The 20,157-nt window shown below is 62.6% G+C and carries 17 protein-coding genes; 7 read left to right on the top strand and 10 right to left on the bottom strand.

The window, feature by feature from the left end; translation table 11 throughout:
- Window positions 1–27: 27 nt before the first annotated feature.
- From NKI22_RS05340 to NKI22_RS05325, 4 genes are all read right to left on the bottom strand, one after another.
- Entirely contained in the window at window positions 28–1,215 is a 1,188-nt protein-coding gene (locus NKI22_RS05340) for a PLP-dependent transferase (protein WP_023720112.1), read from the bottom strand.
- Window positions 1,212–1,946, bottom strand: a complete 735-nt coding sequence (locus NKI22_RS05335) for a FadR/GntR family transcriptional regulator (RefSeq protein WP_023720113.1) — start codon at window positions 1,944–1,946, stop codon at window positions 1,212–1,214. The genes NKI22_RS05340 and NKI22_RS05335 overlap by 4 nt, the downstream gene beginning before the upstream one ends.
- 463 nt (window positions 1,947–2,409) lie before the next feature.
- Window positions 2,410–3,783, bottom strand: coding sequence for a PleD family two-component system response regulator (locus NKI22_RS05330; RefSeq protein WP_352586987.1), 1,374 nt, complete (start codon window positions 3,781–3,783; stop codon window positions 2,410–2,412).
- Between the two features lie 33 nt (window positions 3,784–3,816).
- Complete coding sequence (locus tag NKI22_RS05325; protein ID WP_348625950.1) at window positions 3,817–4,233, bottom strand: response regulator; 417 nt, start codon at window positions 4,231–4,233, stop codon at window positions 3,817–3,819.
- A gap of 172 nt (window positions 4,234–4,405) precedes the next feature.
- Between NKI22_RS05325 and NKI22_RS05320 the strand changes: the two genes are divergently transcribed.
- Window positions 4,406–4,705: a DUF3572 domain-containing protein gene (locus NKI22_RS05320; RefSeq protein WP_352814548.1), complete on the top strand. Its 300-nt coding sequence runs from the start codon at window positions 4,406–4,408 to the stop codon at window positions 4,703–4,705.
- Between the two features lie 270 nt (window positions 4,706–4,975).
- On the opposite strand, the gene NKI22_RS05315 is transcribed toward NKI22_RS05320, so the two are convergent.
- Together NKI22_RS05315 and NKI22_RS05310 are read right to left on the bottom strand one after the other, a co-directional pair.
- Complete coding sequence (locus tag NKI22_RS05315) at window positions 4,976–6,256, bottom strand: hypothetical protein (RefSeq protein WP_352814550.1); 1,281 nt, start codon at window positions 6,254–6,256, stop codon at window positions 4,976–4,978.
- 108 nt (window positions 6,257–6,364) lie between these two features.
- On the bottom strand, window positions 6,365–6,940 hold the full coding sequence (locus NKI22_RS05310; RefSeq protein WP_023720117.1) for a GNAT family N-acetyltransferase: 576 nt from the start codon (window positions 6,938–6,940) through the stop codon (window positions 6,365–6,367).
- Between the two features lie 68 nt (window positions 6,941–7,008).
- Between NKI22_RS05310 and NKI22_RS05305 the strand changes: the two genes are divergently transcribed.
- Window positions 7,009–8,337, top strand: coding sequence for a DNA polymerase IV (locus NKI22_RS05305; protein ID WP_023720118.1), 1,329 nt, complete (start codon window positions 7,009–7,011; stop codon window positions 8,335–8,337).
- A gap of 5 nt (window positions 8,338–8,342) precedes the next feature.
- On the opposite strand, the gene NKI22_RS05300 is transcribed toward NKI22_RS05305, so the two are convergent.
- Window positions 8,343–8,849 carry a hypothetical protein gene (locus tag NKI22_RS05300; protein WP_023720119.1) on the bottom strand — a complete coding sequence of 169 codons (507 nt, stop codon included), beginning with the start codon at window positions 8,847–8,849 and terminating at the stop codon, window positions 8,343–8,345.
- A 173-nt stretch (window positions 8,850–9,022) separates the two neighbouring features.
- On the opposite strand from NKI22_RS05300, the gene NKI22_RS05295 reads away from it, so the two are divergent.
- Window positions 9,023–9,904, top strand: a complete 882-nt coding sequence (locus tag NKI22_RS05295) for a DMT family transporter (protein ID WP_352789264.1) — start codon at window positions 9,023–9,025, stop codon at window positions 9,902–9,904.
- 8 nt (window positions 9,905–9,912) lie between these two features.
- On the opposite strand, the gene NKI22_RS05290 is transcribed toward NKI22_RS05295, so the two are convergent.
- The 3 genes from NKI22_RS05290 to NKI22_RS05280 form a co-directional block, all read right to left on the bottom strand.
- On the bottom strand, window positions 9,913–10,872 hold the full coding sequence (locus NKI22_RS05290) for a VOC family protein (RefSeq protein ID WP_352789168.1): 960 nt from the start codon (window positions 10,870–10,872) through the stop codon (window positions 9,913–9,915).
- A gap of 100 nt (window positions 10,873–10,972) precedes the next feature.
- Complete coding sequence (gene dnaE, locus NKI22_RS05285) at window positions 10,973–14,500, bottom strand: DNA polymerase III subunit alpha (RefSeq protein ID WP_352814555.1); 3,528 nt, start codon at window positions 14,498–14,500, stop codon at window positions 10,973–10,975.
- Between the two features lie 441 nt (window positions 14,501–14,941).
- Window positions 14,942–16,954: an acetyl-CoA carboxylase biotin carboxylase subunit gene (locus NKI22_RS05280; protein WP_352792018.1), complete on the bottom strand. Its 2,013-nt coding sequence runs from the start codon at window positions 16,952–16,954 to the stop codon at window positions 14,942–14,944.
- A 213-nt stretch (window positions 16,955–17,167) separates the two neighbouring features.
- On the opposite strand from NKI22_RS05280, the gene NKI22_RS05275 reads away from it, so the two are divergent.
- The 4 genes from NKI22_RS05275 to NKI22_RS05260 all read left to right on the top strand — a co-directional run bounded on the left by NKI22_RS05275 (window position 17,168) and on the right by NKI22_RS05260 (window position 20,154).
- A complete protein-coding gene (locus tag NKI22_RS05275; protein WP_352814557.1) occupies window positions 17,168–18,295 on the top strand; it encodes an S-(hydroxymethyl)glutathione dehydrogenase/class III alcohol dehydrogenase in 1,128 nt (375 codons plus the stop codon).
- 73 nt (window positions 18,296–18,368) lie between these two features.
- Window positions 18,369–18,938, top strand: coding sequence for an S-(hydroxymethyl)glutathione synthase (gene gfa / locus NKI22_RS05270; RefSeq protein WP_023720122.1), 570 nt, complete (start codon window positions 18,369–18,371; stop codon window positions 18,936–18,938).
- A gap of 66 nt (window positions 18,939–19,004) precedes the next feature.
- A complete protein-coding gene (locus NKI22_RS05265) occupies window positions 19,005–19,472 on the top strand; it encodes a YaiI/YqxD family protein (RefSeq protein ID WP_352814559.1) in 468 nt (155 codons plus the stop codon).
- Between the two features lie 4 nt (window positions 19,473–19,476).
- Entirely contained in the window at window positions 19,477–20,154 is a 678-nt protein-coding gene (locus NKI22_RS05260; RefSeq protein WP_352814561.1) for a DUF1345 domain-containing protein, read from the top strand.
- Window positions 20,155–20,157 lie beyond the last annotated feature (3 nt).

Genomic DNA, 20,157 nt, shown 5'->3' with positions numbered 1-20,157 from the left:
CAGCACTCCCATTTTGAACGGCTCCTTTTATCTTTTTGCTCTGTCGAAGGCCTGGGCGACATCCGCCCACAGGTCTTCGACACTTTCCAATCCGACACTGAAGCGGATGGTTCGCGGGCTGACGCCGAAGCGCGCCATCGAATTCAGGCCCGGCGTCTGCTCGAGCGAGGCCTTTGCCGGAACGACCAGGCTCTCATGGCCGCCCCAGCTGACGCCGATGCGAAAGAGTTTCAGCGCATCGACGAAAGCCGGGATGTCGACGTCTTCCGTCACTTCGAATGAGAACAGCCCGGCATAGCCGGCAAGCGTCGCCTTGCCTGGATGGTTGGAATAGGCCGGGTGGTTGACCCGCTCGACATGGCCATGCGCCTTCAGCCGCTCGGCGATGGTCAGCCCGCTCTTCATGTGGTGCGGCAACCGCAGCGGCAATGTGCGCAGCCCGCGCAGCAACAGCCAGGCCTCGAAAGGCGAAAGCTTGCCGCCGAGATAGGAATAGGTCTGCTCGTTGATGTGTCGGATATGGGCAGCCGAACCGGCCACCACGCCGGCGACTGTGTCGCTGTGGCCGCCGAGATATTTCGAGGCAGAATGCAGCACCAGGTCGACACCGTGTGAAATCGGCTTCTGGAACACCGGCGTCGCCCAGGAATTGTCGATCGAGGTGACGATGCCCTGCTCTTTGGCCAGCCGTGCCAGATGCGTTATGTCCTGGAGCTCGAACATCATCGACGTCGGGCTTTCCAGGTAGAGCAGCTTGGCGCCGGGAAGTGCTGCGGCGACCGCGTCCGGATCGGAACCGTCGACATAGTCGACCTTGATGTTGAGCCGAGGCAACAGCCGTTCGAACAGCCGGTAGGCATCGCCGTAGCAATTGCGCACGACAACCATGCGCTCGCCGGCACCGACGAAAGCAAGCACCGTGGCGCTGATCGCCGCCATGCCGCTGGAAAAGCCGCGCGCGGCTTCCGCGCCTTCGAGAGCCGCGACACGCGCCTCGAACTCCATGACCGTCGGGTTGTCGCCACGCGAATAGATCGGCTGGCGTCGCCTGCCGGCGAATGTGTCGGCCATCTCGGCATAATTGGCGAAGGTGAAGAGCGAAGTCTGGTAGATCGGCGGCACCACCGCACCGCCGGGAAAAGGCTCGTCATGGGCGAGAAGCGTCGCAGCCTCGGCGAGATAGTCGTTTTCGAAACCGGCGGGATGGTCGTTCATTTCTGGCCTGAGAGTTTGAGTTTGGCCGCACCGCGTTTCAGATCGTCCTCGACGGTGGCGATCAGCTTCAGCGCCTCGGCCCGGGCTCCCTCCGGATCGTGCGCGGCGATGCGTTCGTAGATGGTGCGGTGGTAAGGAAAGCTGGCGTGGCCGAAGTCGCGCACGCCGAGCGGATGTTCCCAGAAACGGTGGAACAGCTCGTGCATGGCGGCGATGATCTGCTCGAACAGCGGATTGCCGGAAGCGCGGTAGATCGACTGGTGGAATTCCCAGTCCTCCTCCGCCGACATGCCGGCGCGCGTGTGGAAGGCCTGCTCCATAATGTCGAGCTTGCGCCCGATCTCGACGAGATTTGCCTGGCCGGCGCGAACGGCGCAAAGGGCGGCTGCTTCCGCCTCCAGCGCGCGGCGGATTTCCAGCGTCTGCATCAGGCTGGTGAAATCATTGCCGCCGGCCAGCGTCAGCGGCATGTGCAGCATGTCCAGCGACACCACTCCCTTGAGATAAGTGCCGCTGCCTTGCCGCCGCTCGACCAGGCCGAGCCCTTCCCAGCGCGTCAGCGCCTCGCGCACGGTGTTGCGGCTCACCTTGAGGCGCTCGGCAAGGATGCGTTCGGTCGGCAGTCTCTGGCCGGGCCCGAGGGCTTCCCGCATCACAAAGCCGGCCAGGGCCTTGAGCACCGCGTCGTCGCGAGCAGTTGCCTGTATGGGCGAAAGGCCGAATTCGGTCATGCCAACGGGTCACCAAAAATGGCTCAATGGTCCAACCAATTTCTGCATAGAACACAGGCTCTGTCAATCGGCTGCAGGCACATGCGTACCGCCCCCAGCGTGCTGATCAAAAGGCGGCCTACCTGTCACGGCAAAAAGCCAGCATTTTCTGGATGCTGACACAGAGTCCTGATGTGTTTTGAAATTGGGGGCCGGCCGGCGTTTGGCAGCGGTACGAGGAGGCCACTATGTGCCAGCGCCGGCCGGCCGACCCCACGGACCCAGGAGATGCGGCGGACCTGAGCATCATGGGGTATTCTTCGGGTCGAACCGGCGATCTAGCCTCGTGCCGGTTACGTCTAAGGGCTGCACATTTGCGCACCAACTTATGAAAATCAACAGTCTCTTAACCAAGCCTCGCAAATCGCTTGGATTAAGGTAAATTCGTAACCTTGTCGCGTTGACTGGCTAATTGGTGTCCGGGCTATGCCGCCTTGGCGACGACGCGATTGCGGCCGCCGCTCTTGGCCTCGTAGAGCGCGAGGTCGGCGCGTTTCATTAGCGCCGCGACCGTGTCCACCCCTTTCAGCACCGACGACACGCCGACACTGACGGTGACTTCGATGGCCTTTCCTTCTGCGCCGACGGCAAACGGCAGTTGGGCGATTTCGGCGCGAATGCGCTCGGCGACCTTTTCGGCTACCGCACCGTCCGTGTCGGGCATCACCACGACGAACTCCTCGCCACCGAAGCGGCAGGCAAGGTCGATGCCGCGCACATTCTTGCGCAACCGCCGGGCGAATTCGCGCAGCACGTCATCGCCGCCGTCATGGCCATGCGCATCGTTGATGGTCTTGAAGCGGTCCAGATCGGTGATCATCACCGACAGCGGCCGGCGCCGTGCCACGGCGCGGTCGAACAGCGTCTGCAGATGGCTGTCGAGATAGCGGCGGTTGTGCAGGCCGGTCAGGGCATCGGTCACCGCCATCTCGATGGTCTGGGTGACGCTGGCGCGAAGCTGGTCGTTGTAGCGCTTGCGGCGCACCTGCGTGCGCAGCCGCGCGGTCAGCTCCTGCTGGTCGATCGGCCGCATCAGATAGTCGTTGATGCCGAGTTCGAGGCCGCGGATGATGCGCCCCTCCTCGCCCTCGTCCGCCAGAAGGATGATTGGCAGGAAACGGGTGCGATCGAGCGAGCGCAATTGCGAGCAGAGCCTCAGCGGGTCGAAATCGGCGAAGGCCGTCGAAATCATCACGCATTCGTAGGGCAACTCGGCAGCCTGAAAGAAACCGGCATGCGGATCGGTGGCGACGTCGAGATCGGCACTGCCGCGCAGCATCTTCTGGATGCGCTCGAAGGAGGATTTGCGCTCATCGACCAGCAGCACCTTCGGCACCGCGTCGTCGGCCGCGAAGTTGCGGCTCAAAAGCTCCTCGATGCCGATATTGCGCGTCGTCGAGGCGCGCAGCCGCAGCTCGTCTGTCAGCGACTTCAGCCTGACCAGGCTCTTGACGCGCGTCATCAGCTGCAGATCGTTGACCGGCTTGGTCAAAAAATCGTCGGCGCCGGCCTCGAGGCCGCGCACCCGGTCCGAAACCTGGTCGAGCGCGGTGATCATCACGACCGGGATGTGCGATGTCGCCGGATCACCCTTCAGCCGCCGGCAGACCTCGAACCCGTCCATATCGGGCATCATCACGTCGAGCAGCACGACGTCGACCTTGCCGTTCTCGCAGATCTCGATCGCATCCGGCCCGTTGGTGGCGGTCAGAACCTCGAAATATTCGGCGAGCAGCCGAACCTCCAGCAGCCTGACATTGGCTGGGATATCGTCGACGACCAGGATCCGCGCGGTCATGTCACAAAGCTCCGGCTCGGCTGGAAAGATACATCAGGCATCGCCCAGGTAGGATTTGATGGTTTCGATGAAACGCGGCACCGAGATCGGCTTGGAAATATACGCCTCGCAGCCGCCCTGGCGGATGCGCTCCTCGTCGCCCTTCATCGCGAAGGCGGTGACGGCAATGACCGGGATGACGTGGAGATCATCGTCCTCCTTCAACCATTTGGTCACCTCGAGGCCGGACACTTCGGGCAACTGGATGTCCATCAGGATGAGGTCCGGCCTGTGCTGCCGCGCCAGATCCAGCGCTTCCAGGCCGTTGCGTGTACGCACAGTCTCGTAGCCGCTCGCTTCGATCAGGTCGCGAAAGAGCTTCATGTTGAGCTCGTTGTCCTCGACGATCATAACCTTTTTAGGCATCGATTTCCCGTCCCGGCTGGCCTTCCACTCGAAGGGTGCCGTCATGCGCCCCTTGTCGGCACGCACCAAACCTGTTCCCACTATACGGCAATATGATTGACGAAACGGAAACCGGCCGCCGGAAAAGCGTTCGGATTCCAGGTCGGCGAGCTTGCTGCCGGCAACACTTGCCACTACTGCGAAAACAGAACGATTCCCCCACGAAGGAAAAGTAGCGATGGCAAACGCAGCGTCAATGCGCGAGGAAGCCGAAACCATTGCCGTAAAGGCGTTGGGCTTCGTCGCCGCCGATCCGGAACTTCTGCCCCGCTTCCTGGCGATCACCGGCATCGAGGCCCATTCCATCCGCCGGGCGGCCGGCGAGCCGGGTTTCCTGGCCGGCGTGCTGCAGTTCATGCTCGCCCACGAGCCGACGCTGATGCGTTTTTCGGAGGAAACCGGCACGCCGCCGGCCGCAGTGGGCAAGGCGTTGCGGGCACTGCCGCTCGGCGACGATAATCATGAGCATTCGACATAAGCCACGATGCCGAGACTGCGGGCAGATCGAAGAGCCTTCCGCAGACGATGGGCCACTGCTGGTGCTTTATGGCGTTGCCTCTTCCCCACTGTTGTCCGTCCCAACGGGGTCGGCCGGCTTCAGCATGGCGCCGTTGACCGTCACCGAACCGTCGGCTTTGGTGTTGATCACCCATTCAAGCCGGCCGTCCGGCAGCGTCTTGCCAAACCCTTTGATCGCCAGCGCGCCGGTAAAATACTGCGCGGCCTGCGGGTCCGTCTTCGCCGCCGTCTACAAGGTCTCCACGATCTTGTCGTAGCCGGTGATGTCGATTGTCACGTCCGCACGCGGCTTCTTGCCGGGGAAGGTCATCTCGCCTTCCATCGCAATCTCGATGTTGCCGTTCTTGATCGTGCTGTGTCCGAGAATGGCCTTTGGCGTCTTGGCCAGGAAATCGGCGGAGATCTGGTTGCCGAAATCTGCCGGCAGCGGTGGATCCTTGCTGAAATCAAGGGTTTCGATGGTTTTCTTCGCCATGCTGTCCAGATCGATGTTGGCGCCGCCGAAGTTGAGGTCGATATCCGTCGGCAGCAACGCAACGCTCCAGCTGGGCAGCACCTGCTGCGGTATTGTCAGGCCGGAAACCTTGAACGCGTAGTTGATCTTGCCTTCCTTGGCGATGCCGTCCATGCCGACAGCGGTATTCAGTTGCGTCGCACCGAACTTGCCGACCGGACTCTCCACCACAAGGTCCTTGAAGCCGTAGGTGCCGTCGATCCGCTCCCACAACGGCAGTGCTGCCGTCAGAAGCGATTTGAACTCCGCCCCATCCGCCTTGAATTTGGCTGCATCATCAGTCGCCACGATGAAAGCAAGCAGGTCGAGCAGCGGCTTTGTCCGCAAACCCTTGCCGGCCGCATCCACAGAAAGTTCAGGCGCTTTTACAGCAGCCGGAAAACTCAACCCACTTTTGGGATCGTTGACTTTGATCGTTTCGGCGAAGTTCGTTATTTTTTCCGTCACCGTGAAATCGACGCCGCCGTTTGCGGATTTGGTCGAAACTATTACGGCAGTGCCAGGATCGACCGTGACATCCGCCTGCTGCTTGGGCTCTCGGGTGGTCATCGTCATGCCAGCCATCGAACCGGTTGCGCTCGCGAAAGCGGCCAGGTCGGGGTCATAAACTCCGGTGAACTTGTTGTCCGACACGGAGAAGTCGATGTGCTGCGCCCCCTCAGGGCCAACGAAATCGATAGACCCCTTCGGGGACACGTCCGCCGAAACGTCCCAGTGTCCATCTTTGCGCGGCTTGACCAAGATGAAGTAAGGCGTGATGTCGAACTTGAAGGCTTGCGGCTTTGCCATCAAATCCGTGACTGGCTTGAAGTCGAATGCGAGCTTGTAGGCATCGCCGTCGACTGAAATTTTCACGAACCCGATATCGAACAGCTTCTTTCCGATATAGCGCGCCAGATCGTCGGAAAGCTGCTTCGCCCCTTGCCTGTCGACCGCTTGGCCGAAGGCCGGTCCGCTGCAGGCAAGCAGTAAAACAAGTGGCAAAACGCGCTTCATGTCGATCCTCACTTATTCGCGGCCGTCAAACCGTTTCTATCGCTGGTAGGGAATTACCATCACAACCGCAAGGCGAGCCGGACGGATCGATGTCGCCCGCGGCATTGCCTAAAGCACCAGCCGCACCAGCGGCCGGCCCGGCTTGCGCTCGACCAATCGCTGGAACCCGGCCTTTTCGAAGACCCGCGACGAGCCGACGAACAGCCCGATCGAGCGCGAATCCTTCGATAGATCGATCGGGCAGGCCTCGATCAGCCGGGCACCATTTTCCCGTGCGAAGTCGATGCCGCCTGTGACCAGGCGGTGCGACAGGCCCCTGCCGCGTGCCCTGGCGCGGATGAAAAAGCAGGAGATCGCCCAGACGCCGGGATCGGTGGCATCGGCGGGGTCGAGCGGCGCCGACCCCCTGCCCTGGTTGTTCCATTCGGGCACGTCGGCGCGCGGGCCGATCTGCATCCAGCCGACCGCCTGACCACCCTCGAAGGCCAGCAGGCCGGGCGGCGGCCCGGCCTCGATCCGGGCCTTGATATGATCCTTGTTGCGCTCCCGGTCGCTCGCGCGGCGCGCTGCCGGCGACAGCCGGAAATGTGTGCACCAGCAGCCGTAGCAGGCGCCTTGCTTACCGAAAAGATCTTCGAAATCCGCCCAAAGCTCGGGCACTAGCGGCGCTATGGTCGTATTCATGAGCTCTCTCCCGGCCCACCGCCTTGTCGTGGCGTCCGTCCTGACGTACCATTGCATTTGTTCTCTTTATGTTCGCAGCGATGGCGGCCCCTGTCAACAATCCCGAACACGGTTTTTGCCGCGACTGCCTGAATTTTCAGCGCAGCGAGGCACGCCGTTGCGAGCGCTGCGGCAGTCCGCGGCTTGCGCGCCATCCCGAGCTTTACCGGCTGCGCCTTGCCCATATCGATTGCGACGCGTTCTACGCGGCGGTCGAAAAGCGCGACAACCCGGCATTGAAGGACCGGCCGTTGATCATCGGCGGCGGCAAGCGCGGCGTCGTCTCCACCGCCTGCTATATCGCCCGCATCCATGGCGTGCGCTCGGCAATGCCGATGTTCAAGGCGCTCGAAGCCTGCCCGGACGCGGTGGTCCTCCCGCCGGACATGGAAAAATACGTCCGCGTCGGCCGCGAGGTGCGCGCCATGATGCAGGCGCTGACGCCGCTGGTCGAGCCGCTCTCGATCGATGAGGCCTTCCTCGACCTCGCCGGCACCGAGCGCCTGCATGGCCTGCCGCCTGCGGTGGTGCTGGCGCGCTTCGCTCTCAGCGTCGAAAAGGAGATCGGCATCACCGTTTCGGCAGGCCTGTCCTATTGCAAGTTCCTGGCCAAGGTGGCCTCGGACTTCCGCAAGCCGCGCGGCTTTTCGGTGATCGGCGAGGCCGAGGCTATCGGCTTCCTGGCCGAGCAGCCGGTGACGCTGATCTGGGGCGTCGGCAAGGCCTTTGCCGCCACGCTCGAGCGCGACGGCATCCGCACCATCGGCCAGCTGCAGCGCATGGAACGCGGCGACCTGATGCGCCGCTATGGCGTCATGGGCGACCGGCTCTACCGGCTTTCGCGCGGCGAGGACGACCGCCGCGTCGTTCCCGACCAGGACGCGAAAAGCGTCTCGGCGGAAACCACTTTCGACACCGACATCGCCTCCGTCGAGGAACTGGTTTCGGTGCTGAGGGCGCTGGCGGAGAAAGTCTCGGCCCGGCTGAAAAAATCCGGCATTGCCGGACGCACCGTCGTCCTCAAGCTGAAGACCCAGGATTTCAAGATCCGCACGCGCAATCGCCAGCTCGGCGATCCGACCCGGCTGGCCGACCGCATCTTTCAGACCGGGCTCGAGCTGCTACGCAAGGAAGCGGATGGCACGAAATACCGGCTGCTCGGCATTGGCGTCAGCGATCTCTCCGACGATGACCGGGCGGACCCGCCCGACCTGGTCGACGTCAAGTCACGCAAGCGCGCCATGGCCGAAGGCGCCATCGACACGCTGCGCGGCAAGTTCGGCCGCAGGGCGGTGGAAACCGGCTATACCTTCGGCAAGGGCCGTGATGCGCACCCGCCCGAACCGATCGAGGAGTGATAGTGCTAAGTGCGCCGCAGATCGATCCGGCTGGTAATCACGCGCTCGCCGGTTTTCGGGTCGACGTCGATAACGGTCAGCCGCATGCCGTCCTCGCCATTCTTCTCGACCGTCATTTGCGCCTTGCGATCGCCATTGACCTCCTTGGCCCAGCGGATGCCGAGATTGATTGCGTTGCCTTTTCGGCTGCCGCTCAATTGCGCCGGCCCGGTGCGCGATCCGACATAGGTGCCGCTGTATTTCGTCCCGCTGGACCTGAGGTCCGCGCTGATGTCGCGCGTCACCAAGATAAGACCGCGGCAGCTGCCGTCGAGCGACAATGAGTTCGACGTCGCGTCGGAATTGAAGTGACAGGAGACATTCACCGTCGGCGCATCGGTGGTGACCTTGACGATGCCCTTGCCGGCGAAATTCCCCTGGAATGAGCGAAGAAAATCCGGATCGTCGGCATGCGCTGCGCCGGCCCCGGCCGCCAGGCAGCCGGCAAGTACAAATCGTGCGAGTGATTTCATCGGACCGCTCCTCGTTGGTATCCAAACACAGCACGCAAACACTGAGGGACCAACGCTTCCCTCAGCGGCGGGTTCCGGCTTCAACATCACTGTTTGCAACGCTTCACGGCTGGCCCAGTCAAATGCGTCGGCTAGCGGTTGCGATGAAAGCGCCGGCTTGCGACATAGCGCGCATGGTACCCGCACCCTCGATCCCCAAGGCCGCGTTCTGGATGGCGCTGTCGATCGCCTCGTTCCTGGCGATGTCGGTCGCCGGCCGGGCCACGACGGCAGAGCTCAACGTCTTCCAGGTGCTCGAGCTGCGCTCGGTGATCGGCTTTTTCATCCTGCTGCCGCTGGTCATGATGTCAGGCGGTTTTGCGGCGATGCGCACCGGGCGTCCGCTGGCCCATATCGCCCGCAACGTCGTCCACTATACCGGCCAGGCTGCCTGGCTTTACGCCCTGACGCTGATCCCGCTTGCGGTGCTGATCTCGATCGAATTCACCACGCCGATCTGGACCGCCCTGCTGGCGGTCGTTTTCCTCGGCGAAAGGCTCTCCCGGCCACGGCTTGCGGCAATCGTGCTGGGGCTGATCGGCGTGGTGATCATCGTGCGTCCGGGCGTCGGCGCGGCCAATCCGGGGCAGGTTATCGTGCTGGGAGCCGCGGTCTGCTTCGGCGTCTCGGTGGTCCTCGTCAAGTCGCTGACGCGGACGGACAGCGTCGTGCGCATCATCTTCTGGATGCTGATCATCCAGTCGGTGCTTGGCCTCGTCCCGGCGCTGTACGAATGGCGCAACCCGCCGCTCGAGCTCTGGCCGTGGATCCTGCTGATCGCGTTTACCGGCATGTCGTCGCATTTCTGCATGGCCCGCGCACTTGTCTATGCCGATGCGACGGTCATCTCGCCAATGGACTTTTTGCGCGTGCCGTTGTCGGCGGTGATCGGATGGCTGCTCTATCACGAGCAGATCGACGCCTTCACTGCCGGCGGCGCCCTGCTGATCCTGCTCGGCAATCTGCTCAATCTGCAGCGCTCGACGACAAAACCGGCCGAAGTTGCGGCTTTGTAGCCTCGCGTTCAGACGTTGTCAGTGGTGCTCGCGGAGCTGTCGCTAGGGGCTCCATCTTTCTTCAACGCAATGCGCAGCTGATTGCCGTCCGGATCGCTTGAAAGGATTGCTTTCCCATCACTCTTCCAAGGAATATTGGCCGCGTTCAAACGTCGGGTCACACCGTCGAGCGCATCCTTCGTCGGCACTTCAATCAGGAATTGCTCAAGTCCGGCCGTATCCGGCGTGGTGCGGGTCGCGTCGGGGCCCGCCCAAGTGTTGTATGCCACGATGTGACGCCGTGAAGGCGTTCCGGCATCATACATGCCGAAGCGCGGCGCGCATATCCAAGCCTCGAAGCCGAGTATATCAGCATAAAAGGACGTGGTCTTCTTTGGATCAGCGATGTGAAGATGAATATGGCCCACGTAGGTCCCGACAGGGAGAGGATCGTGCAGCGACGTATCTCCCTTGAGTTCTCCAAGCAGCTCTTCGATTCGCAAGGGCTCAAGGCCGGAATGCGTCGACCCGTCCGCTGCGACCGCCCGGACTCCTCCATCGATATTTTCGAACCGTCCGCGATGGAACGTTTCGAAAGTGAGTTCGATTCCGTTGCCGTCAGGATCGGCGAGGTAGATCGATTCGGTCGCAAGATGGTCCGAGGCCGAATGCTTATAGCCGGCTGCACCAAGTCGCGCCGCCGCACGCGCAAACTCCTTGCGGGAAGGAATGTGGATGGCGACGTGATATAAACCCAGGCTTTTTGTCTGAAGGCGTTGTTGCGCAGAAGCATGGAGCACGACAAGCAACCGCCCACCAGCGCCCAATTCTACCTTTCCCTTTTCCTTTGCAAGAACGGAAAGTCCGACAATATCCCGCCACACATCCAAGGCGCGATCAATATCGGTGACGCGTAGATCAACGGCTCCCAATCCGGTGCCGTCAGGGAGCTGACCGAAAGGTTTTCCGTCCCCAGCAGATGTCTGCATTTCGATATGCGTCTAAAACGTGAAAGGACGGAGTTCACGAGGAGCGCTATACTTGCTGTGCGGTGCGATCCAAAGTCAAGTGTTGGCGCGAATTTCCTGACTACACCAGTTCCACCTCGACCACGCCCGGCACCGCCCGCATCGCCGACGCGATCTGCGGCGATACGCGGTAGCGGTTGGGCAACTCGATCTCGACCTCGCCCTCGCCGCCTTCCTTGATGACGATGATGCTCACCTGACTGTCGCCACGCTGGCCAAGCTGCGATTGGATTGTCGATGCCGGTGCGTCATTTCTGACGAAGATGCGCAGCGCTTTCTGGATGCGGCTTGCCTCGTCCTCCAGCGACTGAACGGTCTGGATGCGCAGATTGACGCCTTCCGGCCTGTCCTCGGCCGAAACGGTGATCACCACCGAGCGGCCGGGTTCGAGCAGGTCGCGGTATTGTGCCAGCCCCTCCGAAAACAGCACCGCTTCATACTGGCCCGACGTGTCGGAAAACTGCACGACGCCCATCTTGTTGCCGGTGCGCGTCTTGCGTTCCTGCTTGGTGGTGACGGTACCGGCGAGCCGGCCGGCGGCAGCACCGCGTTTGACGGCGGCCGAAAACTCGCCCCAGGTCTGCACCCGCATTTTCTGCAGCGCCGCCTTGTATTCATCGAGCGGATGCGCCGAGAGATAGAATCCAACCACCTGGAATTCGCGATGCAGGCGATCGGCGGCGAGCCAGGGGTCGGTCGCCGGCAGGTTGAGTGCCCGCGACTGTGCGCCAAGCGAAGCGCCAAAAATGTCATGCTGGCCGGTGACGGCATTCTGCTGCGCCAGCGATGCCAGCCCCATCATCCGCTCGACGCCGGCCATCATCGCCGCGCGGTCGTGGCCGAAGCAGTCGAGCGCGCCAGCCATGATCAGGCTTTCGAAGACGCGCTTGCCGACGATCTTCGGATCTACCCTTTCGCAGAAATCGGCGAGGCTCTTGAACGGCTTTTCGCCGCGCGTGGCGACGATGTGCTCGACCGCCGCGTCGCCGACGCCCTTGAGCGCGGCCAGCGAATAGAAGATGCGGTTCTCGCCGACCTCGAAATCCCGGAACGACGTCATCACCGATGGCGCCACCACTTCGATGCCGAGACGCAGCGCATCCTGGCGGAAATCGGCGAGCTTGTCCGTATTGCCCATGTCGAGCGTCATCGATGCGGCCAGGAATTCGACCGGGTAATGCGCCTTCAGATAGGCGGTCTGGTACGACACGACGGCATAGGCGGCAGCATGCGATTTGTTGAAACCATAGTCGGCGAACTTTGCCAGCAGGTCGAAAATGAAGTCGGCTTGCGGCTTGCCGACGCCACGCTCGACCGCACCGGAAACAAAGCGCTCGCGCTGCTTGTCCATCTCGGCGCGGATCTTCTTGCCCATGGCGCGGCGCAGCAGATCGGCTTCGCCCAGCGAATAGCCGGAAAGCTCCTGCGCGATCTGCATCACCTGTTCCTGGTAGACGATGACGCCTTGCGTCTCCTTGACGAGATGGTCGATCTTCGGGTGGATCGACGCCATCTCCTCCTCGCCATGCTTTCTGGCGTTGTAGGTCGGGATGTTCTCCATCGGCCCCGGCCGGTAGAGCGCGACCAGCGCGATGATGTCCTCGATACAGTCGGGCCGCATGCCGATCAGCGCCTTGCGCATGCCGGCACTTTCCACTTGGAACACGCCGACCACCTCGCCGCGCGACAGCATGGCGTAGGTTTCCGGGTCGTCGAGCGGAATGTGGGCGAGATCGATCTCGATGCCGCGGCGGCGGATCAGCTTGACCGCCCTGTCCAGCACGGTCAGCGTCTTCAGCCCAAGGAAGTCGAATTTCACCAGCCCGGCCTGCTCGACATACTTCATGTTGAACTGTGTGACCGGCATGTCCGAGCGCGGATCGCGGTACATCGGCACCAGTTCCCACAGCGGCCGGTCGCCGATAACGATACCGGCGGCGTGCGTCGAGGCGTGGCGGTAGAGACCTTCCAGCTTCTGCGCCGTGTCGAGCAGCGTTTGCACGATCGGCTCCCGCTCGGCCTCTTCGGCAAAGCGCGGCTCGTTGGCGATGGCGTCGGCGAGCTTGACCGGATTGGCCGGGTTCGACGGCACCATCTTGCTCAGCTTGTCGACCTGGCCGTAAGGCATCTGCAGCACGCGGCCGACGTCGCGCAGCACCGCGCGCGCCTGTAGTGTGCCGAAGGTGATGATCTGGCCGACCTGGTCGCGGCCGTATTTCTGCTGGACGTAACGGATGACCTCCTCGCGCCGGTCCTGGCAGAAGTCGATGTCGAAGTCGGGCATCGACACGCGATCGGGATTGAGGAAGCGCTCGAACAGCAGCGAAAAGCGCAGCGGATCGATGTCGGTGATGGTCGTCGAATACGCAACCAGCGAGCCGGCGCCCGAACCGCGGCCCGGGCCGACCGGAATGCCTTGTGCCTTGGCCCATTTGATGAAGTCGGCAACGATCAGGAAATAGCCCGGATATTTCATCTTCTCGATGACCCCGAGCTCGAAATCCAGTCTTTCGCGATACTGGTCGGCCGTGTAGCCGGGTGTGAGCCCATGCGCCGCCAGCCGCGCGTCCAGCCCTTCATGCGCCTGCCGGGCAAGCTCCTGCGCCTCCGCTTTAACCGCCGCTTCGGCGTCGGCGACATCGCGGCCGGCAAAGCGCGGCAGGATCGGGTTGCGGGTCTTCGGATAGTAGGAGCAGCGCAGCGCGATCTCGACGGTGTTGTCGATTGCTTCCGGCAGGTCGGCGAACAGCCTCGCCATATCGGCCTGGCTTCTCAGGAAGTGGTCGGGCGAAAGGCGGCGGCGATTGTCGGCCGCAACCACGGAGCCTTCGGCGATGGCGATCAGCGCGTCATGCGCCTCATAGTCTTCACGAGAAAAGAAAAACGCCTCGTTGGTGGCAACCAGCGGCAGATCGTGGCGGTAGGCGAGGTCGACCGACGACTGCTCGATCGTGCGGTCGTAGCCGGACACGCGCTCCAGCTCGACATAGAGCCGGTCGCCGAACAGGCCCTTGAGCGCCAGGAGCCGGGTCTCGGCGAGTTCGCGGCGGTCCTCTTTCAAGGCATTGCCGATCGGGCCTCGCGGCCCGCCCGTAAGGCAGATCAGACCGTCGGAGTGGCCCTGCAGCATCTCGGTCGTCAGATGCACCGCTTCGCCGGGCGGTGTCTCGAGGTAGACGCGGCTGACCAGCCTGACCAGATTGCCGTAGCCGGCCTCGGTTGCGGCGATCAGTACGACGGGCCGCATCTCCGGTCCTTGCCGCCTGCGGTCGCGCTGGCTGTCGCTCGCCTCGCCGGAAAAGGCGAGGTCGATCTGGCAGCCGATGATCGGCTGGATGCCGTCCTTCACGGCTTTCTGGGCGAATTCCAGCGCGCCGAACAGATTGTTGGTGTCGGTGACGGCGATTGCCGGGCACTCGTCCTGCACCGCATGGCCGACGATCTTGCCGAGCTGCAAGGCGCCTTCGAGCAGAGAATAGGCCGAATGCACGCGCAGATGAATGAACCGACGCGCCGCCTGCTCCGCCCGCGACGCCTTCGCATAGGCCTCGCGCAGCAAGGGATCGCGTGGAAGTCTCTCATCCGCCATGGTTTTTTCGCGCCGCCTCACAAGGACTCAGTCGATGAAGATGTATTGTCCGGCACCGGGTAACACGAGTCCAGCGGAAGCGATTGGAGCTTTGTGAGTTTAGAGCAACCGCCGAACCTGCCAATCTCCCCCCTCGTGGGGGAGATGTCCGGCAGGACAGAGAGGGGCGCTGTCCCGCCGACGTCAGGCCTGAAAACAAAAAACCCGCCACAGCGGGCGGGTCGTTGGAGCCATTTAGCACCATACCCAGACTAATAGCATAGCTGCCGGCACAAAGCAAGAACAAAATACGTTGCGGCGGCCAACGAATTGTCAGGTCGCGTTTCTTCGCGCCACTCTCTGTCCTGCCGGACATCTCCCCCACGAGGGGGGAGATTGGCCGTCACCTCGGCTTTCCCTAATCTCCAACGTCCCAGGCCGGCGCCGAGGCGGATTTCAGCCTCACGCGAATTGCATGATCACCGCATCGACCGCAAGGCTGTCGCCAGGCTTGGCGTTGAGCTTCGATACGATGAGATCGCGCTCGGCGCGCAGCACGTTTTCCATCTTCATCGCCTCGACCACAGCCAGCGTCTCGCCGGCCTTGACCTCCTGCCCCTCGGCAACCGCGATCGACACGACGAGGCCAGGCATCGGGCAGAGCAGCATCTTCGACGTGTCCGGCGCCACTTTTTCCGGCATCAGCCTTTCGAGTTCGGCCGTGCGCGGCAGCATGGCGCGGGCTGTCACAGACATGCCTTTCCAGGCAAGGCGGAACCCGTTCAGCACCGGCCTGACCTGCGCCGCGACTTTGCGGCCGCCGACCGTGCCGCGCCAGATGAGATCGCCCGGCCGCCAGTCGGAGGTCACCCTCAGTGCCTTGCCGCCGTCGATTGTGAGGTCGAGCTCCATCGGAATGGAAATCATGCCTTCGACGATGGCGACCGAAAGATAATCCCGGCCGATCTTCACCACCCAATCGCGTTTCAAGGCGCCAGAATGCGGCGCCAGCCGCCCGCCCAGCCGGTCGAGCCGGTCGCGGCGCAGCAGTTCGACTGCGGTAGCCATCGCGGCCAGCACCGCTTTCTCCTCGGCGTCTGGCACGATCGGCGCGAAGCCGTCGGGGTATTCCTCGACGATGAAAGCGGTCGATATCAGCCCTTCCCGCCAGCGCGGATGCTGCATCAGCGCCGCCAGGAACGGTATGTTGTGCTCGATGCCGTCGACGACGAAACTGTCCAGCGCTTCCGACATCGCATCTATTGCCGCAAGCCGTGTCGGCGCCCAGGTGCACAGCTTGGCGACCATCGGATCATAGAACATCGAGATTTCCGAGCCTTCGGTGACGCCAGTATCGTTGCGGATGACTATTTCGCCAAATTGCCCCTCGTCCGGCGGCCGGTATCTCGTCAACCGGCCAATCGACGGCAGAAAGTTGCGATATGGGTCTTCGGCATAGAGGCGGCTTTCCACCGCCCAGCCGTTCAGCTTGACGTCGCCCTGCTTGATGGCGAGCTTTTCGCCGGCCGCCACGCGGATCATCTGCTCGACCAGGTCGATGCCGGTGACCAGTTCCGTCACCGGATGCTCGACCTGCAAGCGCGTATTCATTTCCAGGAAATAGAAGTTCTTGTCGCTATCGACGATGAATTCGACCGTGCCGGCGCTCTGGTAGTCGACCGCCTTGGCCAGCGCCACAGACTGCTCGCCCATGGCTTTGCGGGTCTTGGGATCGAGGAACGGCGACGGCGCCTCCTCTACGACCTTCTGGTTGCGGCGCTGGATCGAGCATTCGCGCTCGCCGAGATAGAGCGTGTTGCCATGCGCGTCGGCAAGCACCTGGATTTCGATATGGCGCGGATCGACGATGAACTTCTCGATGAAGACGCGGTCATCGCCGAACGAGCTTTTGGCTTCCGAGCGCGCCCGGTCGAAGCCGTCGCGCACCTCGGCCTTGCTCCAGGCGATGCGCATGCCCTTGCCGCCGCCGCCGGCCGAGGCCTTGATCATCACGGGATAGCCGATTTCGCCGGCGATCTTTTCGGCATGGGCGGCGTTTTCGATGACGCCGAGCCAGCCGGGCACCGTCGAAACCTTGGCCGCGTTGGCGAACTTCTTCGATTCGATCTTGTCGCCCATTGCCTTGATGGCCTTGGGCTTCGGGCCAATGAAGACGATGCCTTCCTGCTCCAGCGCCTCGCAGAAGGATGCCCGCTCGGACAGGAAACCGTAGCCGGGATGCACGGCCTCGGCCCCTGTCGTCTTGCAGGCGGCGATGATCTTTTCCGGGACCAGATAACTTTGCGCGGCGGGAGAAGGCCCGATATGCACCGCCTCGTCAGCCATTTCGGCATGCACGGCATCGCGGTCGGCGTCGGAATAGACCGCGACGGTGGCGATGCCCATCTTGCGCGCCGTCTTGATCACGCGGCAGGCGATCTCGCCACGGTTGGCGATCAGGATCTTTGTGAACATGCAGGCCTCGTCCCTCGGCTGCCCTTCTTTTCTGGGCTTCCCGTTTTATGGGCTTCAGGGGGCCGGTCAAGGCAAAGTCGGAGCCTATCCCGGATGCAAATCGGCGAGCTCTGACGAAAATCCGGGATCAGAACGTCGCTTCGTGCATAGCGCAGAGCTGAGTGGTAAGTTAAATCTAACCTGGATTGCAGACTGCCATGGGAGGATTGCCTGATGAAAACGCGCGCCGCTGTCGCCGTCGCCGCCGGAAAACCGCTGGAGATCATGGAGGTCGACCTCGACGGCCCCAGTGATGGCGAGGTGCTGGTCGAGATCAAGGCAACCGGCATCTGCCACACCGACGAGTTCACGCTGTCGGGCGCCGACCCGGAAGGCCTGTTCCCGGCAATCCTCGGCCATGAGGGCGCCGGCATCGTCGTCGACGTCGGCAAGGGCGTCACCTCCGTCAAGAAGGGCGACCACGTCATCCCGCTTTACACGCCGGAATGCCGGCAGTGCCCCTCCTGCCTGTCGCGCAAGACCAATCTCTGCACCGCGATCCGCGCCACGCAGGGGCAAGGCCTGATGCCCGACGGCACGTCGCGGTTCTCGATCGGCAAGGACAAGCTGTTCCACTACATGGGCTGCTCGACCTTCTCCAACTTCACCGTGCTGCCCGAGATCGCGGTGGCCAAGGTCAATGCCGACGCCCCCTTCGACAAGATCTGCTACATCGGCTGCGGCGTCACCACCGGCATCGGCGCTGTCATCAACACGGCCAAGGTCGAGCAAGGCGCGACCGCCGTCGTCTTCGGCCTTGGCGGCATCGGCCTCAACGTCATCCAGGGCCTGCGCCTTGCCGGCGCCGACATGATCATCGGCGTCGACCTGAACAACGACAAGAAGGCCTGGGGCGAGAAATTCGGCATGACGCATTTCGTCAATCCGAAGGAGATCGACGGCGATATCGTGGCTCATCTCGTCAACATGACCAAGCGCGGCGCCGACCAGATCGGCGGTGCCGACTACACGTTCGACTGCACCGGCAACACGAAAGTCATGCGGCAGGCGCTTGAATCGTCCCACCGTGGCTGGGGCAAGTCGGTCATCATCGGCGTTGCCGGCGCCGGACAGGAGATCTCGACGCGGCCGTTCCAACTGGTCACCGGCCGCACCTGGATGGGCACCGCTTTCGGCGGCGCGCGCGGCCGCACCGACGTGCCGAAGATCGTCGACTGGTACATGGACGGCAAGATCGAGATCGATCCGATGATCACCCACACGCTGAAGCTCGAGGACATCAATAAGGGGTTTGACCTTATGCATGAAGGCAAGTCGATCAGGAGCGTGGTAGTTTACTGAGGAGGAGGAGAAAGCCGCCGGCCAATCAGCCAGCGGCCGAAAATGCACATGTTCAACAAGGGAGGAGACAAAAATGCCGGAAAAACTGCATCCGAAAATCGACAATGGACTGCCCAGGGAAAAGGCCGACTTTGCCGGCGGGACGCTGGTCTGCGCCTGCACCAGCAATCCGGTCAAGGTGAAGGTCAAGGGCCAGATCGCCCACAACCATGCCTGCGGCTGCACCAAATGCTGGAAGCCGGAAGGCGCACTGTTCTCGGTCGTGGCGGTGGCCGGTACAAGCGACGTGACGGTCACCGAAAACGGCGACAAGCTGAGGATCGTCGATCCGGGCGCGCTGATCCTGCGCCATGCCTGCACCGGCTGCGGCGTCCACATGCACGGCCCGGTCGAGCGCGACCACGCTTTCAAGGGGCTGTCCTTCATCCATCCGGAGCGCTTCCAGGAGGACGGCTGGTCGCCTCCGGGCTTCACCGCCTTCGTCTCGTCGATCATCGAATCCGGTGTCGATCCGAGCCGTATGGACGGCATAAGGTCACAGCTGAAGTCGATCGGGCTCGAGCCTTATGACTGCCTCAATCCAGGTTTGATGGACTATATCGCCACCTGGACGGCGAAGAGATCTGGCGCGTTGCCGGCCTAGTAGCCGCTCGACTATCATCGATCGAGCCGGGCGACGTCGCCCGGCTCTTTCACATTTGGAACAACGATGCCCACACCCGCTATTCTCGTCGATGCCGATGCCTGCCCGGTGAAGGCCGAGGTCGAAAAGGTCGCCGAGCGCCACGGCACCGTCGTCACCTTCGTCTCCAATGGTGGCTTGCGTCCGTCGCGCGATCCGATGATCCGCAATGTCGTCGTCTCCAAGGGTGCGGACGCTGCCGACGACTGGATCGTCGAAAATGCCCGGCCCAATGACATCGTGGTGACCGCCGACATCCCGCTTGCTGCCCGCGCGGTGGCGCTTGGCGCCCATGTACTCGGCCCGACCGGGCGCCCGTTTACGCCGGAGACGATCGGCATGGCGGTGGCGATGCGCGACCTCAAGCAGCACCTGCGCGAGACCGGCGAAAGCAAGGGCTACAATTCGAGCTTCGCGCCGCAGGATCGCTCGCGGTTTCTCGGCGAACTTGACCGCATCTTGCGGCGAGCGCTGAAATCCGCCTCAGCGGACTGAAACCATGACGACCGGTACCCCCACCAAGATGCCCATGCAACGCCACACGCCGTTCGCGCTGTCGGCCTGCATCGGCGTGGCAGCCTTTGGCGCAGCACTGATCTGGCGTGCGCCGCTTGCCTATTCGATCGGCGCCAATGTCTTCTTTGCCGCCTATCTCGTTCTTGTCGTCGCCCACATGCCGCGGCTTACCGGCAGCTATCTGCGCAAGAATGCAGGCGACACGGACCTGCCGGTGCTGGCGATCTTCGCGGTCACGCTGGTTGTGGTCGCAATTGCCATCATTTCGTTGTTTCAATTGATCAACAGGGAGAAGAGCGCGGATCCCGTCGAACTTACGGTCGCGTTATTGTCTATCCCGCTTGGCTGGTTGACCATCCACGCGATGGCGGCACTTCACTACGCGCATCTCTATTGGTTGGACGGCGATGCGATGGATGGCGACACCAAAAAGAAAATCCCGGTCGGCGGCCTCGACTTCCCGGGCGGCAAACGGCCGGAAGGCTCGGATTTCCTCTACTTCGCCACGGTGATCGGCATGACGGCGCAAACCGCCGACACCAACATCACGACCTCGCAAATGCGCCGTGTCGTGCTTGTGCATTCGATCCTGTCGTTCTTCTTCAACACGGTCATTGTGGCAGCCGCAGTCAACCTCGCGGTCAGCCTCGGCAGTCCGTAATAA

The organism is Mesorhizobium sp. M0778, from assembly GCF_040320105.1.
Lineage (GTDB): Bacteria > Pseudomonadota > Alphaproteobacteria > Rhizobiales > Rhizobiaceae > Mesorhizobium.
This window is presented reverse-complemented; position numbering and strand designations above follow the sequence as displayed.

Excerpts from the sequence above, each read along its gene's own strand:
- NKI22_RS05340 (WP_023720112.1), bottom strand. The coding sequence starts at position 1,215 with ATGAACGACCATCCCGCCGGTTTCGAAAACGACTATCTCGCCGAGGCT.
- NKI22_RS05290 (WP_352789168.1), bottom strand. The coding sequence starts at position 10,872 with ATGCAGACATCTGCTGGGGACGGAAAACCTTTCGGTCAGCTCCCTGAC.
- NKI22_RS05305 (WP_023720118.1), top strand. The coding sequence starts at position 7,009 with ATGTTCGCAGCGATGGCGGCCCCTGTCAACAATCCCGAACACGGTTTT.
- NKI22_RS05335 (WP_023720113.1), bottom strand. The coding sequence starts at position 1,946 with ATGACCGAATTCGGCCTTTCGCCCATACAGGCAACTGCTCGCGACGAC.
- gfa (WP_023720122.1), top strand. The coding sequence starts at position 18,369 with ATGCCGGAAAAACTGCATCCGAAAATCGACAATGGACTGCCCAGGGAA.
- NKI22_RS05265 (WP_352814559.1), top strand. The coding sequence starts at position 19,005 with ATGCCCACACCCGCTATTCTCGTCGATGCCGATGCCTGCCCGGTGAAG.
- NKI22_RS05275 (WP_352814557.1), top strand. The coding sequence starts at position 17,168 with ATGAAAACGCGCGCCGCTGTCGCCGTCGCCGCCGGAAAACCGCTGGAG.
- NKI22_RS05315 (WP_352814550.1), bottom strand. The coding sequence starts at position 6,256 with ATGAAGCGCGTTTTGCCACTTGTTTTACTGCTTGCCTGCAGCGGACCG.
- NKI22_RS05295 (WP_352789264.1), top strand. The coding sequence starts at position 9,023 with ATGGTACCCGCACCCTCGATCCCCAAGGCCGCGTTCTGGATGGCGCTG.
- NKI22_RS05300 (WP_023720119.1), bottom strand. The coding sequence starts at position 8,849 with ATGAAATCACTCGCACGATTTGTACTTGCCGGCTGCCTGGCGGCCGGG.
- NKI22_RS05320 (WP_352814548.1), top strand. The coding sequence starts at position 4,406 with ATGGCAAACGCAGCGTCAATGCGCGAGGAAGCCGAAACCATTGCCGTA.
- NKI22_RS05280 (WP_352792018.1), bottom strand. The coding sequence starts at position 16,954 with ATGTTCACAAAGATCCTGATCGCCAACCGTGGCGAGATCGCCTGCCGC.
- NKI22_RS05310 (WP_023720117.1), bottom strand. The coding sequence starts at position 6,940 with ATGAATACGACCATAGCGCCGCTAGTGCCCGAGCTTTGGGCGGATTTC.
- NKI22_RS05330 (WP_352586987.1), bottom strand. The coding sequence starts at position 3,783 with ATGACCGCGCGGATCCTGGTCGTCGACGATATCCCAGCCAATGTCAGG.
- NKI22_RS05325 (WP_348625950.1), bottom strand. The coding sequence starts at position 4,233 with ATGACGGCACCCTTCGAGTGGAAGGCCAGCCGGGACGGGAAATCGATG.
- dnaE (WP_352814555.1), bottom strand. The coding sequence starts at position 14,500 with ATGGCGGATGAGAGACTTCCACGCGATCCCTTGCTGCGCGAGGCCTAT.
- NKI22_RS05260 (WP_352814561.1), top strand. The coding sequence starts at position 19,477 with ATGACGACCGGTACCCCCACCAAGATGCCCATGCAACGCCACACGCCG.